This is a genomic window from Limosilactobacillus coleohominis, from assembly GCF_016901675.1.
In the GTDB taxonomy this organism is placed as follows: Bacteria; Bacillota; Bacilli; order Lactobacillales; family Lactobacillaceae; genus Limosilactobacillus; species Limosilactobacillus intestinavium.
In genome coordinates this window covers 1-15,703 of sequence record NZ_JACJKU010000037.1, presented here as the reverse complement: position 1 = coordinate 15,703, position 15,703 = coordinate 1, and the positions used below count along the sequence as shown (strand labels likewise).

The 15,703-nt window shown below is 38.6% G+C and carries 13 protein-coding genes; 7 read left to right on the top strand and 6 right to left on the bottom strand.

The features are described 5' to 3' along the window. Positions 1 to 199: 199 nt before the first annotated feature. The 5 genes from thrS to H5975_RS04705 form a co-directional block, all read right to left on the bottom strand. Positions 200 to 2,014, bottom strand: a complete 1,815-nt coding sequence (gene thrS, locus H5975_RS04725) for a threonine--tRNA ligase (protein ID WP_204785096.1) — start codon at positions 2,012 to 2,014, stop codon at positions 200 to 202. A gap of 335 nt (positions 2,015 to 2,349) precedes the next feature. Continuing rightward, entirely contained in the window at positions 2,350 to 3,009 is a 660-nt protein-coding gene (locus tag H5975_RS04720; RefSeq protein ID WP_204785095.1) for a hypothetical protein, read from the bottom strand. Between the two features lie 203 nt (positions 3,010 to 3,212). Next, positions 3,213 to 4,871 (bottom strand): FAD-dependent oxidoreductase, encoded by a 1,659-nt coding sequence (locus H5975_RS04715; protein WP_204785094.1) that lies wholly within the window; start codon positions 4,869 to 4,871, stop codon positions 3,213 to 3,215. A 14-nt stretch (positions 4,872 to 4,885) separates the two neighbouring features. Further along, the gene (gene ahpC / locus H5975_RS04710; RefSeq protein WP_204785093.1) at positions 4,886 to 5,449 is read right to left on the bottom strand and encodes an alkyl hydroperoxide reductase subunit C; all 564 of its coding nucleotides are present in this window, start codon (positions 5,447 to 5,449) and stop codon (positions 4,886 to 4,888) included. 159 nt (positions 5,450 to 5,608) lie between these two features. Further along, positions 5,609 to 7,195, bottom strand: coding sequence for an Nramp family divalent metal transporter (locus H5975_RS04705; RefSeq protein ID WP_204785092.1), 1,587 nt, complete (start codon positions 7,193 to 7,195; stop codon positions 5,609 to 5,611). A gap of 300 nt (positions 7,196 to 7,495) precedes the next feature. On the opposite strand from H5975_RS04705, the gene H5975_RS04700 reads away from it, so the two are divergent. The 7 genes from H5975_RS04700 to H5975_RS04670 all read left to right on the top strand — a co-directional run bounded on the left by H5975_RS04700 (position 7,496) and on the right by H5975_RS04670 (position 15,111). Next, entirely contained in the window at positions 7,496 to 8,506 is a 1,011-nt protein-coding gene (locus H5975_RS04700) for a zinc-dependent alcohol dehydrogenase family protein (RefSeq protein WP_204785091.1), read from the top strand. A 156-nt stretch (positions 8,507 to 8,662) separates the two neighbouring features. Then, on the top strand, positions 8,663 to 9,187 hold the full coding sequence (locus H5975_RS04695) for a TetR/AcrR family transcriptional regulator (protein ID WP_204785090.1): 525 nt from the start codon (positions 8,663 to 8,665) through the stop codon (positions 9,185 to 9,187). 2 nt (positions 9,188 to 9,189) lie between these two features. Then, a complete protein-coding gene (locus tag H5975_RS04690) occupies positions 9,190 to 10,245 on the top strand; it encodes an ABC transporter permease (RefSeq protein ID WP_204785089.1) in 1,056 nt (351 codons plus the stop codon). A gap of 13 nt (positions 10,246 to 10,258) precedes the next feature. Then, positions 10,259 to 10,933: an ABC transporter ATP-binding protein gene (locus H5975_RS04685; protein ID WP_204785088.1), complete on the top strand. Its 675-nt coding sequence runs from the start codon at positions 10,259 to 10,261 to the stop codon at positions 10,931 to 10,933. 34 nt (positions 10,934 to 10,967) lie between these two features. Beyond that, positions 10,968 to 12,953 (top strand): ABC transporter ATP-binding protein/permease, encoded by a 1,986-nt coding sequence (locus H5975_RS04680; RefSeq protein ID WP_204785087.1) that lies wholly within the window; start codon positions 10,968 to 10,970, stop codon positions 12,951 to 12,953. A 156-nt stretch (positions 12,954 to 13,109) separates the two neighbouring features. Then, complete coding sequence (locus H5975_RS04675; protein ID WP_204785086.1) at positions 13,110 to 14,540, top strand: APC family permease; 1,431 nt, start codon at positions 13,110 to 13,112, stop codon at positions 14,538 to 14,540. Between the two features lie 106 nt (positions 14,541 to 14,646). Beyond that, a complete protein-coding gene (locus tag H5975_RS04670; protein ID WP_204785085.1) occupies positions 14,647 to 15,111 on the top strand; it encodes an arginine repressor in 465 nt (154 codons plus the stop codon). A gap of 85 nt (positions 15,112 to 15,196) precedes the next feature. Here the strand turns inward: H5975_RS04670 and H5975_RS04665 are convergent, their stop codons facing one another. Beyond that, positions 15,197 to 15,499, bottom strand: coding sequence for an ArsR/SmtB family transcription factor (locus H5975_RS04665; RefSeq protein WP_178661500.1), 303 nt, complete (start codon positions 15,497 to 15,499; stop codon positions 15,197 to 15,199). Positions 15,500 to 15,703: the final 204 nt, after the last annotated feature.

The following is a 15,703-nucleotide window of genomic DNA, read 5'->3' as shown; positions in this document are numbered from 1 at the left end:
CTTGACAATGGTCACTTCATAACAGCGTGACAGAAGTCGTTTACGACTTCGTTTTCACGCCCCCGCAAGCAACAATAGGGTCCTAGCGTTCGGTTTGCCGAATGCTAGGACCCATTGTTGTACTGCGCTGTTCGTATTTAAAGATTGTAGTCTGCCTAACGTCACAGTCTCTTTAATCAGTATTTTTTACGTTAGATTATTACTTTTCGTTATTCTTGCGAGAGTATGAAGCAATGTCAGCAAGCAATTCGTCCATAAAGTCTTGCTTGCTCATGCTGTTTTGGTCCTTTTCACCGTATTTCCGTACTGAAACAGAACCATTAGCCATTTCATCATCACCAACAACCAGAGTGTATGGAACTTTTTGGGTTTGTGCTTCACGAATCTTGTAACCCATCTTTTCATTCCGGTGGTCAACATTTACACGAATGTTAGCTGCACGTAATTCAGCGCCAAGCTTGTCAGCATATTCACCGTGCTTGTCATCTGAAACTGGAATAATGTGGACTTGTTCAGGAGCTAACCAGGTAGGGAAGGCACCCTTGTAGATTTCAGTTAAGTAAGCAACAAACCGTTCCATCGTACCAACAACACCACGGTGAATCATGACTGGCATGTGTTCCTTACCATCATTACCAACGTATGTTAAGCCAAAGCGTTCTGGAAGCATGAAGTCTAATTGAATAGTAGACATCGTTTCGTCGTTACCAAGAGCAGTCTTAGTTTGAATATCCAACTTAGGACCGTAGAAAGCAGCTTCACCTTCAGCTTCATAGTAGTCAAGGTTCAAGTCATCCATTGCTTGCTTCAACATTGATTGAGAACGTTCCCACATTTCATCATTAGCGTAGTACTTCTTCGTGTTCTTAGGATCACGGAGAGAAAGACGGAAGCTGTAATCAGTAATGTCAAAGTCTTTGTAAACGCTCATGATTAACTTCAGAATCTTTGCAAATTCAGAACGAATTTGGTCAAGGGCAACAAAGGTGTGACCATCATTCAAAGTCATTTCACGAACCCGTTGTAGACCTGAAAGGGCACCGGACTTTTCATAACGGTGCATCATTCCTAATTCAGCAATACGTAATGGTAAGTCACGGTATGAACGAATGTGGTGCTTGTAGATTTGAATGTGGCTAGGGCAGTTCATTGGCCGCAATTCAAGCATTTCGCCATCACCCATATCCATTGGTGGGAACATGTCATCACGGTAGTGTTCCCAGTGACCAGATGTCTTATAAGCATCTAAGTTCATCAATACTGGTGTGTAAACATGCTCATATCCGTCGGCCACTTCACGGTCAATAATGTAACGTTCAATAGTTCGGCGAATGGCGGCACCCTTTGGCATCCAGTAAGGAAGACCAGCACCGACTTTAGGATCAACAAAGAAGAGGTCTAATTGGTTACCGATTACTCGGTGATCACGTTCTTTAGCTTCTTGACGCTTCTTAAGATCTTCAGCTAAATCATCTTTCTTGTAGAAGGCAGTTCCATAAATCCGTTGTAACATTGGATTTGATGACATTCCCTTCCAGTAAGCACCAGCAACGGACAAGAGCTTAAAGTTCTTAACTACGTCACCATAAACTAGAATGGGGGATTCAGCAACGGCATAGGTATCACCAAGCTTATACATGGCAACTTTGCCATCCTTAGCATTAGCGTTAATTAATTCAGTGGAGAATTGATCATTCTTTACATCAGCTAATGCTTCATCAACATCACGTTCAACAAAGTCAACTTTGGCATCGTCCTTAGCCATTTTTTTAATGTCTGCTTCCAAGCCTTCTAGTTCATCAGCAGAAACTTGTTGGTCATCCTTGTCTGAATCAACCCAGAATTGATCGTCTTCAGCAACAGCATCCCCTAAACGAATACCATCATATTTGCTTTCCAAAGCTGCTTTTAACATTAAAGCAACTAAATGACGAAGGGCAGCAGCACTTTCGGCTGAGTCCTTATCAATTTTGTTCACTTGTCCATCTGGTGACATTACTGCAACTTGTGCCATAAAAATCTCTCCTTTGTAATATAAATAAAAAACGCCCCTAGTACCGCCTAAACGATACTAGGGACGTCGATTTAACATAATCAGCGTGGTTCCACCCATGTTCAGAGTATTAGAAAACACTCTCTCTATGGTGTGTTAACGGACACGACCCGCTCCTCCTTATTTCGGAGGGAAAAATTAAAGGTGGTACCATTATTACTTTCGCTAATGATTCTTCCACTAATGAACCACTCGCTGGGTAGGAAAGTAGTAAGGCTTGTCCTCTAATTACTGGTGATTATATTCGTATCAATAATGAGTGTCAATACTAAAATGAAAATTTTCTAATTTAATTATTAGCCATTGTTAGTTTGTTGGTTTTGGTTACTACCATTGTTTGTGGTGTTGCCTTGTTGGTTATTAGTATTTTGACTGTTATTCTGTTGGTTTTGTTGTTGGTTGTCAGATTGTTGTTGGGAATTTGACCGATTGTTGTCGGAGTTAGTGTTTTGTGAAGTTGTAGTGCCTTGGGAACCAGTGCCCCCAGTAGTAGTGGTGTTGCTACTTGGAGTTTGGATTTCGTAAGTAGCTTGGTTATCATCATCATCGTTACTACTCCGTTTGTGGCGACGATGGTGCTTCTTATGTGATGAGCTAGATGAACTTTCAGACGTTGACACAGAATTATTGTCAGTGTTAACAGGATTTTGTTGTCTAATTACAAAGACCACAAATACAATCGCTAAAATAACTAATAGTAATGCCAAGATGGTCTTATAAAGACGACCGTTCTTTTTATTACGTGGCTTTTTTGGTCGGTTGTTTCCGACAGTTCCCATGCTAGAACGGGTACCACTCATCTTAGGGTTAGTTGTCTCATTATTACCTAAGGTTGAGGTAGTCTTTTTTTTGCGATTAAATAGTGACCGTTTAGGTTTTCGTCGACTTTTTGGGGTGTCATACAGTTCCACCCGACTTAAATGTTTTTGATGGTCGTTACGATTATTATTATCCAAATTCTTTCACCTCAGTTTGGCCTGGCAACTAATTAAGTGATCGGCCAAAATTCTTTCTGACATTATACCATTATCCCATGCTTCTTACTAAATTAACGCTAATTTGTCATGATATCGCAAAACTTTAATAAAACGAAGGATCCCTTGTTCATATAATCTTGAATAAGAGACCCTTTATCTAGAATGTAGGAATGTTTGTAAAATTAATGGTATTTTTCGATAGCGGTTACTAATTGTTCCAATGTTTGACTTCCAAAAATTACTGGTGAGTGGTTGATCATTGTTGCAGGGACGCTCATGATCTTCTTGGATTTACGTAACTCTGGGAAATGTTGAAGGTCAATCATAGTAGCAGTAATTTGTGGATTTAACGCGGCAATGTGTTGGCAAGCAGCGACCACATCGGGACAAAAGTGACATGTTAAGGAAACGCCAATTCGAATTTGAGCTGCTGGTAACTGCTTAATCCGAGTTACCATTGCTGGATCAATAGTTTGTCCCGGACCGGCAACATTGTAGACACCAAGAACTAATGAATTGAGTTCATGTCCAGTTGGGATACCAGCATAATGTAATCCAGTATCTCTTCCATCAGCGTCTAGTATTTTCAGCATTGGTAAATAATTCCCCTGACCAACTTTAGAAATTACATTGAAATGATCATTCAAATCAGCAAATTCATTTATGAAGCCCAATAGCTGTTGACTTAAATCAGTATTATTAGTATCTACTTCAAAAGTGATGTCGCTAGTTAACCTTGCAAAAATTGGTTGAAGTTGGTTAGTAATATCACTCGTTAGCCAATTACCTTGATGAGGAACCACTGATTCTTCATTATTTAGATCAGTAGTTTGGCCAACCGGCGATGATGCACTAGTGTTGTTAGTTACAGGTGTAATTGGGATTCCAGCAGCTTGTTTTTGACTAGTAACATAATGTTCGGCTGTTGTGGCTGCCTGGGCACCATCAGCAGCTGCAGTAATGATCTGGCGAAGACTTTTAGCAATAACATCTCCTGCTGCAAAAACTCCGTTGATATTGGTTGCACCATCTACAGAAGTCTTAATGTACCCGTTTGAATCTAGATCTAAAACACCTTTCAAGTTTTGAGTAGCTGGTTCTGTGCCGACATAAACAAAAATTCCAAAGGTATTATCACCAGGATCAACATGATAAATAGTTTCTTTCCCAGTTTGATTATTGACTAGGGTAGCAGAAGAAACGTAATCATCACCACTGACTGACTTAATCTCAGTATTATATTCAATTGAAACCTTCGGATTATCAATTAATTTAGCAGTCATTGCTGGAGGGCATTTAAAGTGATCACTGCGGACTAGGACAGTTACATGTTTTCCAAAACGACTTAAGTAATCAGCTTCTTCAGCAGCAGCGTAGCCACCACCAACCACAAAAATTTGCAAACCGGTAAAGAGTTCACCATCGCAAGTAGAACAATAGGCAACTCCACGGCCACGGAATTGATCTTCACCATCAAAGCCCACTTTACGTGGATGAGCACCAGTTGCGATGATTACACTACGAGCGCGATATTCTTGCCCACTTTTGCCAGTCAAAATTTTGACCTCTGGTTTTAAAGAATATGCATCAATTTGGTCATGTTGGATTTGAACACCGAAGTCAGTAACCTGTTTTTGCAACTGGTTCATTAGCTTGGTACCATCAACCTTTTCAACCGCTGGGTAATTATAGACAACAGAAGTGGTGGTCACTTGGCCGCCGACAGTCTCACCTTCTAAAATGAGAGTGTCAAGCATGGCACGACCGGCATATAATCCTGCAGAAAGTCCAGCAGGACCGGCACCCACGATGATTAAATCATATAAATGTTGATCTGCCATTATTAATCACCAGATTAAAGCTTACCGACTAAATCAAGACTTGGCTTGATGGAATCTTGACCTGGTTTCCAATTAGCAGGGCAAACACGATCGCCATGTTCACGTACAAATTGGGCAGCTTGTAACGTCCGTAAAATTTCGTCAGCACTGCGGCCAATTCCCATGTTATTAATTGTGTAAGATTGAATCTTACCATCAGGATCGACAATAAAGACGCCACGATATGCTTGTCCAGCTTCTTCATCAAGGACGTCAAACATACGAGCTAGTTTACCGGCAGGGTCGGCAAGCATATGATACTTGATTTTACCGATTTTATCAGAGGCTTCTGCCCAAGCCTTGTGAACAAATTCTGTGTCTTCAGAAACTGAATAAATTTCAGCATTAGCATGTTTGAAATCTTCATATTTGTCTTGTAAGGCCTCTAATTCGGTTGGACAAACGAATGAAAAGTCAGCAGGGTAGAAGAAGAAAATGCTCCATTTGCCTAGTACATCTTGTTTAGTTACTTCTTTAGTTTCACCATCTTGGTAGGCGTTTACTTTAAAGTCATCAATTTCATGTCCAACAAAGTTCATAGATATCCTCTCCTTAATTAGAATCATTCTTAACTACACTTACAGTATAATCCGTTTAAATTAATAATCAACCCCTTGGAAACTTATTTTTACAGATAAATTATAATTAGAATAATTGTAAATAAAAAAGCCACGATTAAATCGTGACTTTGTTTTTAATTATTCAGCATCTTCTGAAGATGCGTCTTGTTCCCAAGCGTGCTTATGATGTTCAGCAGCAAATTTACGATCACCAATAATCATTTCGGTACAAGTCCAAACTAGGAGTACCAAAATAATAATAATGGTGGTCCAAGCTAAGATATCGGAAGTGGATTTGTTCCAAATTCCAAACCCTTCAAAAGTTTGTGGTAAGTTATATAAGTTTAAGAAGGTGAGGGCAAGTACTGAAATCCATCCTAAAATGTTAGTAATGATATGGTTCTTAAATTGGCCCATCTCAGTTTCACTGTTAGTCATTAATAATAATGGCAACATTGAGAATGGTAAGGCAAATGCCAAGAAGACCTGTGAGTTTTCCATTAAGAGGTTCAATGCAGTGTGTTGTTGAGTAGCAGTTTCTCGACCAGTCATAGCAACACAAATCAGGACAGGGATAACGGAAATTAAACGAGTTACTAACCGACGTGCCCACAATGGCATCTTCATGTGAACGAACCCTTCCATGATAACTTGACCAGTTAGGGTTCCAGTAATGGTGGAGTTTTGTCCAGAAGCTAACAGAGCAACAGCAAACAATGTTGAAAGGACACCAGACTTGGCAACACTAATTAAGATTGGATTGCTAAGCATGGAAGTGTTGTTTAATGCGTCATAGAGACCAAAGAAGGAACTATCTTGAACAGCACCACTCTTGAAGACTGCAACCCCCATGATTAATAGTAAAGCATTGACAACAAATGCAAGACTAAGTTGAATGTTGGAATCCCACATGGAGAAGCGAACGGTTTGTTTAATATCATCAACATTTGTATGATCAAGTTTTCGAGTTTGTGAAATTGCGGAGTGTAAGTACAAGTTGTGTGGCATTACCGTGGCACCAATAATTCCTAAAGAACCACTAAGTGGGGTAATCCCGCCAACTACTGGTCCCTTAGCAATCGCCTTTTGGGAAGGAATCAATCCCATGAAAACACTGCCCCATGCAGGTTTAGATAATGCAACCTGATATGCAAAGACAAACAGAATAACTAAAATTAAACAAGCAACAATTGCTTCAATTTTACGGAAGCCAATCTTAGTTAGTAACAGAAGAACAAGAACGTCTAAGACGGTAATGAAAACTGATGGTACTAATGGAATATGGAATAATAAGTTCAAAGCAATGGCGGCACCAATAACTTCCGCAATATCGGTAGCCATGATGGCAAACTCTGTCATAATCCAAAGAATAATTCCTAAGGCCTTCCCTGTACGAGCCCGAATGGCCTGTGCAAGGTCCATTTGGCTTACGATACCAAGTTTAGCCGCCATGTTTTGTAGTAACATCGCAATCAAACTTGAAATCAGGATGGTTGTCATTAAAGTATATTGGAAACTTTGACCACCAGTAATTGAAGTTGACCAGTTACCTGGATCCATGTATCCAACAGCTACAAGTGCTCCTGGACCAGAATAAGCGAATAGGGTTCTCCAAAACCCTTTACCATGAGGTACTTCAACTGTACCGTTGATTTCCTCAAGAGATTTACCGTTAGCATATTCAATTAGTTTATGCTTACGATGTTGATTTTTTGTGTTTTCCACGCCAAATCCTCCCTTTCTTTCGTATGCTAATAAGGTAATGTCCACAAAAATATTAAACTATTTGAACACCTTTGTTAGGTTAGCATAAAAAATAAAGTAACACAATAGAAAATGCCGTTTTTTCGGCATTAGAAGTACTTAATACGGAGAAAGTTACCCATTATCCATCCATTAATATAGAAAGAAAAAATAAAACTCTTAGGGGTAACAATTAGATAATGATAATCGTTTGACAATTGTCCTCGATTTTCGTATACTGACGGGGTAAATTAAACTATTCACAAGCGAGGTATTTAAGCAATGAAAGCACTTGTTTTAACCGGTCTAAAACAACTTGAAGTTCAAGACATTGAAGAACCATCAATCAAACCAAATGAAGTGTTAATTCACACTGCATATGCAGGTATTTGTGGTACTGATAAGGCATTATATGCAGGTTTACCAGGTTCTGCTTCAGCAGTTCCACCAATCGTGTTAGGACACGAAAATTCTGGGGTTGTTACTAAGGTAGGTTCAGAAGTTACCAATGTAAAGCCTGGTGATCGGGTAACAGTAGACCCTAACATTTATTGTGGTCAATGTAAGTACTGCCGGACTCAACGTCCTGAATTATGTGAACATTTAGACGCAGTTGGTGTTACACGGAATGGTGGTTTTGAAGAATACTTCACTGCTCCAGCCAAGGTAGTTTACCCAATTCCTGATGATGTTTCACTGAAAGCAGCCGCAGTTGTTGAACCAATTTCATGTGCTATGCATGGGGTAGACCTATTGAACACTCATCCATACCAAAAAGCATTGGTATTAGGTGACGGTTTTGAAGGCCAACTCTTTGCTCAAATTTTAAAGGCCCGTGGAATTCATGAAGTAACATTAGCTGGTCGTTCTGATGATAAGTTAGCTAATAACCGTAAGCACTTCGGTGTTAAGACTATTAACACTACTAAGGAAGAAATTCCAGCAGATGCATTTGATATCGTTGTTGAAGCTGTTGGTTTGCCAGCTACCCAAGAACAAGCATTGGGAGCAGCTGCACGTGGTGCTCAAGTATTGATGTTTGGTGTTGGTAACCCTGACGATAAGTTCTCTGTTAATACTTATGATGTCTTCCAAAAGCAATTAACAATTCAAGGTGCCTTCATTAACCCATACACATTTGAAGACTCCATTGCATTGCTTTCATCAGGTACTGTTGATCCACTTCCTCTCTTCTCTCATGAATTTGACTTAGATGGTGTTGAAGACTTTGTTAGTGGTAAATTAGGTAAGGTCTCCAAGGCGATTGTTAAGGTCGGCGGGGAAGAAGCCTAAATGATACCTTTAAAAATCTAAGATCCAATTAATCAGGTCTGCCTACGCAGGCCTGATTTTTTATTATCTAAAAACCTGAAATATCCTGTGTTGACACGGTGTCACTTTTGATGTAAAGTAACTAAAAATGACATCGTGTCACTTCAGGAGGGAATAATGCCATCATCAACTTTTTTTCATTTAAATGAGGATAAACAGCTGAACATTAAGAAAGCGTTATTGAGTGAATTTAGTCATCATAGTCTTGCTAATGCCCAAGTAGCACGCATTATTAAAACTGCAGGAATTGCAAGAGGAACTTTTTACAAATACTTTCCCAATTTGCTAGATGCTTATCAATGGTTACTCGGAATAATTATGGGTGAGTTGCAATTACACCCGCAAAAGTTGGTTAAAGGAAATGGAACTTCTCAGGAGTACCGAGAAGCAGTTCATCAACTAATATTGCGAATTAACAATAGCGAATATATTGACTTTTTGAAAATGTATTACGTGACCAATGAAGGTATTCTGGACAGTGAAGACACTAATCGCCATATGATAGCACAACTTAATAGTCAGCAATGGGCAATTATGGTGCTGTGTCACCAGGCCATTAAAGAGAGTTTAATTACTCCTCTTCGGCAAGCGGCTATTGAAAAACGACTCGGGAAAGCACTAGATAAAATTATTGGAGGATGACAATGTTTTTAGCAATTCGCGAAATTAGGCATAATAAACTACGTTATGGTTTAATCATTGGAATGATTGCGTTAATTGGTTATTTAATATTTATGCTCATGGGACTAATGTTGGGCCTCGCTAATGAAAATACTGCTGCTATTAAAAGCTGGGATACACAAACGGTTTACTTAAACAAGAATGCTAACGAAAATTTTAGCCAGTCATTGGTGTCTAAATCTCAGATTGGTCAACTAGGCAGTCATGAAGCCTTGGTTGGCACGACTCCAGTAGTAATGAAGAAAATGACGGGGCACGCTTCTAAGCAATCAATTCAATTTATGGGCTTATCAAAAAAACAATATCTATATCAAAAAAAGTTAGAATTAGTTGCCGGAAGAAAGCCACGAAACAATAATGAAATAATTCTAGACGAGTCTCTGAAAGATAAGGGCTACCATATTGGAAACACCGTTAAACTAAATTCTCAAGGGAAATCTTTGAAAGTAGTTGGATTTGTTAAAAACGCAAAATTAAATATTTCGCCATTAGCTATCGGTTCGCTGAGTACTTGGCAACAATTAAAAGGGACAAATGGACAATATATTGCGAGTGGAATTTTTTCTGATCAAAAAACTTCTCATCACCATCCTAAACTCGCTAAATATTCCGTTCATGAATTTATTCAGAAACTACCAGGCTATTCAGCACAAAATACTACTTTCGAATTTATGATTGGGTTTCTAATGATAATCTCATTAATTGTGATTGCAGTATTCCTTTATATTTTGACAATGCAGAAATTACCAGAATATGCAGTGCTGAGAGCACAAGGAATCCCTGTTTCGACATTAACGGGTGCTACTTTTGCACAAGCAATGTTATTAATGATCATTGGGGTAGTCATTAGCTTGATAGTGACCCTTATTACAACCTTGCTAATCCCTCAAGCCGTTCCGATGCTGATAAGTTGGCCAGTAACAATCTTAGTTGGGATCAGTTTAATTGTTTTAGGGGCAATTGGTGCGTTATTACCGGTCCACATTATTACTAAAATCAATCCATTAGATGCAATTTAGGAGGTCTAAGTTAATGCCAACAATTGAATTGAAAAATGTTAACAAGACATTTGGAACCGGAATTGGCAAAGTTCAAGCGTTAACAAATATTAATTTTGAAGCTCGCACTGGCGAATTAACGCTTATTTTGGGACCTTCCGGATCTGGAAAAAGTACGTTTTTAACGATTGCAGGTGGATTACGTCAACCAAGTTCGGGTGATGTTATTATTGATGGACAAAATATCAGTGCGATGAAGCCTCGGCAATTGGATCGATTAAGACTAAATAAAATTGGATTTGTTCTGCAATCATATAATTTATTGCCATACTTAACAGTTGCAGAACAGTTCCGATTAGTTGACCATGTTCACCCGCAGAATAATTTAAATAATCAAGAATTAGAACAGTTATTAAAGGAATTAGACATTGACCATTTAAAAGAACAATATCCAGATCAACTTTCTGGTGGGCAAAATCAGCGGATCGCCATTGCAAGAGCATTGTATACAAATCCGCCAATTGTTCTAGCAGATGAACCAACTGCAGCTTTAGATAGTGAACGGGGAGCAGCAGTTGGTCGTGAATTTCAAAAGCTAGCGCACCGTCGAGAAAAAACAATTATTGTAGTTACGCACGATTTGAGATTGCGTAAATATGCTGATCGAATTTTTGAGATTAATGATGGTAAAATAGAACAAACCAAGTAATCACTAATCAATATGAAGAAAGTTGAGGAATGAGATGGCGTTTTTAGAGTTACACCAGATTTTTAAATCATATTTCCTGGGAAATAATGAATTTCCAGTTTTAAAAGGAATCGATTTGACATTTGAAAAGGGCGAATTTGTTTCAATTTTAGGTGAATCTGGTGGTGGTAAGTCAACGCTAATGAATATCGTTGGTGGCTTAGATCGTGAATTCAATGGTCAAGTTAAAATTAATGGCGAGTTATTAGATCATCGAAACGAAAAACAGTTGGATGAATATCGTCGTTCCACAATTGGGCACATTTATCAGTCCTACAATTTGATCCCCCACTTAACTGTTTTAGATAATGTTCTAGTTTCATTAGATATGACAACATTAAGTTCTACTGAGAAGAAACAGCGTGCCCAACAATTGCTATCTAAGGTGGGGTTAAAAGATCAAATTCATAAATATCCTAAGTACCTCTCAGGTGGGCAAAAGCAGCGGGTTGCAATTGCTCGTGCTTTAGCCAGTGATCCTCAAATAATTATAGCCGATGAACCAACGGGAGCTTTAGATTCCAAAAACACTCAAGAAGTTTTGGAATTGATGGATGAAATTGCAAAAGACGGCAAACTGGTAATTGCAGTTACTCACTCGAGTGCAGTGGCTAATCACGGTACACGGATTGTGCATATGGCAGACGGTAAAATTGATCGTGATGAGCGGCTAAAAGAAGCATATCCAATTCCCGAGGATCCGACACGAATACAAACACAAAAGCTACCAGCACATTCAAGCTATGAATTCTCTTTTAAACATTTGATGTATAATTTCTGGCGGAATTCTTTGATTATGATCGGTGTGGCCATTGGCTTGTTTGCTGTCATGATTTTTAGCGGTTTAGGTAATGGTGTAAACGGTTATATTAAGCAACAGGTTAATTCAGTATCTAATCCGCAGGTGATTCAAGTATTAAGAAACACTACCGGCCGCAAAATGAATCAGCAAGAATTGATGGAGACATTCCAAAATATGGCTGGGAACCCGCAAGCAGGCTTAATAAGTCAGCATCAGATTCAGCGTTTGAGTAAAGTAGATGGGGTAAAGAAGGTAGAAAAAGGATTCACTTTACCAACTTATCGACTGGCTATGGAAGGAACTAGTAAGGTGCAAAGTGGTACGGGTCTTAGTGCCTGGAATGCTAATAATAAGGCTGATTCAATTAAGTATGGGCATCGTCCTGGCAAAGGTGAAATGGTGGTTGGTAAGCAGGAGGCTTCCCAAATTATGGGAGCCAAAAACTATCGTAAAGTACTCGGTAAAAAAGCGTCATTAACCTTTAATTGGATTGATCAAAAAGGTCAACCGGTAGCAATTAACATTCCGATTAAAGTTGTAGGACTAGTTGATAGTAGCACTACTGGTGGTTCATCTGTGAATTATCAAACAGTTTACGATGCATTGAAGGATCAAAAGGCTGATACACGACCTAATTTCTTAGCAGTACGAGTGAGAAATCTCAATCAGGTTTCAACTGTTGCTCAGAAAATTGATAACCTTCGGGACAACAACAAACGGGTCTTTGGCACGATTACGGTTGGATCGATGCTGAAACGTATTAATCGTTATGTTAAATTAGCTTCTGATATTTTAGCAGGCGTAGCCGCAATATCTCTGTTAGTTTCAGCTTTAATGATTATCGTGACGATGTATATGTCGGTATCTGAGAGAACTAAAGAAATAGGGATTTTACGTGCATTAGGTGAACGAAAAGTTGATATTCGGCGTTTCTTCACATCCGAATCGATTTTAATTGGACTGTTTGCTGCAGTATTAGCATTAGTAATCACGCTTTTAGTAACTTGGGGGATTAATAGTGCCTTTTATGGGCTCATTAAGTACAACATCATCCAGTTAACAGTGGACAACGTTATTTTTGCTTTTGTTGCGGCATTGATAATCTCATTCTTAGCTGCGCTATTACCTGCAAGACGCGCTGCAAAACTTAACCCAATTGAGGCACTAGCGGCAGAGTAAATAATTTATAGAAAAGTGATGAGTCAATGATTGATGAATCACTTTTTATTTGCAGTTAGAAATGATAAATGGTAAAATCATTAGAAATAAATAAGAATTCTATAATAATCATAAGAAAGATAAGAGACTCATATACTTTCAGAGGGAGAGATGCCAATGAATATTTGGAAAAGAATGACAATGAAAGAAGATCCGAGTACCTACGAAATCAAGGATGCTCATCTTGCGAGAACGTTGCGGGTGCGTGATTTCTTAGGATTGGGAGTCGGAACGATTGTATCCGCTTCGATTTTTACATTGCCAGGTGAAGTTGCTGCTCAGCATACTGGACCAGCAGTTGTAATTTCATTTATTATTGCTGCGGTCGTAGCGGGGTTAGTCGCCTTCGCTTATGCTGAAATGTCCGCAGCCATGCCATTTGCGGGGTCCGCGTATTCGTGGATTAACGTTATTTTTGGTGAGTTTTTTGGCTGGATTGCTGGATGGGCACTGTTAGCAGAATATTTCATTGCGTTAGCCTTTGTTGGTTCAGGTCTTTCTGCCAACTTCCGAGCATTGATTGCTCAATTTGGTGTTAAATTACCTAATGCGCTTTCTAATACTTTTGGCAATAATGGAGGAATTGTTGATTTAGTTTCAGTAATTGTAATTATTGCTGTCGCGCTGCTAATTGCTCAAGGTGTCTCCGGAGCAGCACGTGTTGAAAACCTATTAGTGATTTTAAAAGTGTTTGCAATTTTACTATTTGTAGTGGTAGGAGCGTTTGCAATTAAGAAAGCTAACTTTGTTCCATTCATACCTAAATATCGAATGACGGCAAACGGTGCTTTCGGTGGTTGGCAAGGAATTTATAGTGGGGTCTCAATGATTTTCCTATCATACATTGGATTCGATTCCATCGCTGCCAATTCTGCTGAAGCTATTAACCCACAAAAGACAATGCCTCGTGGGATTCTAGGTTCCCTTTTAATTGCCGTAGTTCTTTTTGTGGCAGTTAGTTTAGTACTAATTGGGGTAATGCCTTACATGAAGTATGCAAACTCTGCTGAACCAGTAGGGATGGCTTTGCGGGCCATTAACCATCCATATGTAGCAGTAGTGGTTCAGACAATTGCGGTTGTTGGGATGTTTACTGCACTGATTGGGATGACCCTCGCAGGTTCACGGTTAATTTATTCGTTCGGTCGAGATGGGATGCTGCCAAAATGGTTAGGAAAATTAGATGAAAAAAATCGTCCTAATCATGCACTGTTTGCTTTGACATTTGGTACAGTTCTGATTGGTGCGTTCTTCCCATTTGCTTTCTTGTCACAACTAATTTCTGCCGGAACTCTGATTTCATTTATGTTCGTTTGCCTTGGAATTTACGCTTTACGGCGTCGTGAAGGAAAGGATATAAAGGATCCAGACTTTAAGATGCCATTATATCCTGTAATGCCATTCTTAGGATTTGCAGCCGCATTATTCGTATTTCTTGGACTAAGCCATGATGCGAAACTTTATGCAGGATTTTGGTTCTTAGCGGGATTAATTATCTACTTTGTATATGGTATTAATCATTCTGCATTGAGTCAAAAACAAAAATAATAGAAAATATTAAGGGAGTGAATATATAATCACTCCCTTGCTTTTTGACAAAAAAAGGGGTTAATATTAATTATTATGTATGATTATGCAAAGGGGAATGAATATTATGAATCATCGTGACAGGCGGAAATTACTTTTGGATATAATTAATAGTAATCACGTTAACACACAAGAAAAACTATTAAGTTTATTAGCATCTCATGGTGTCAACGCTACACAAGCAACTGTTTCGCGTGATATTCATGCCCTAAATATCGTCAAAGTTAGTGATCAAATGGGGCAGACTTATTATGCACAATTGAAAGTTGATAGTGAGGACCAACATCAGCGGCTTTATGATGCCATCCATGACAACGTGGAATCATGTACTGTGGTGCAATTCATGAATGTAATTAAAACAACTCCTAATTCAAGTTTTGCTACTGTATTAGCTGGATTACTAGATGAAAGTGACCTGACGGACATTGTTGGGACGTTGGCCGGCAATGATACATTAATTACAATTAGTAAAACGAATGAAAGCGCAAATGCTGTCAGCAATTTAATTAAAAAGCATATTGCTAGTAAGTAACTGTTTTACTGATTAATTTTATTAGAAATAAAAAAATTCCCAAACTATTCTAAGGAAGATTTCCTTAGGTTAATTTGGGAATTTTTTAAAATTCACTGATACCACCAACAGCATCAGCAATTAAAGTCATAATCGTTGGATTATCAAGCTTATAAACAATTTGTTTACCGTGCCGTTCATAGCTTACACAGTTATATTGTTTCAGTAATTGTAATTGATGTGAAACAGCAGACTGCTCCCAATTTAGGGCCGTACTGATCTGTGACACTGTCATCGAGTGTTGGATTAGCAAGTAGAGCAGTTGGAGGCGTTTAGGATGACCAAGAATTTTAAAAAGATTACTTACTTCATTGAGGTCATCTAAGTTAGTAAGTTGGTAATTAATCATTGCCGAAAACCTCTCTCACTATAAATGAAAAAAACAACCAGCTTTCTATGAATTATAATTCTATTGTTAATACAAAGCAAATATTTGAACAAAAATTGTAAAAAAAAAAGATAGGAAATTTACTTTCCTATCTTTTTTGCCTATTTATTAATATTAAAATGAATTATAACGAGATATGTTGTCCAACATAGATTGTGTATGGAG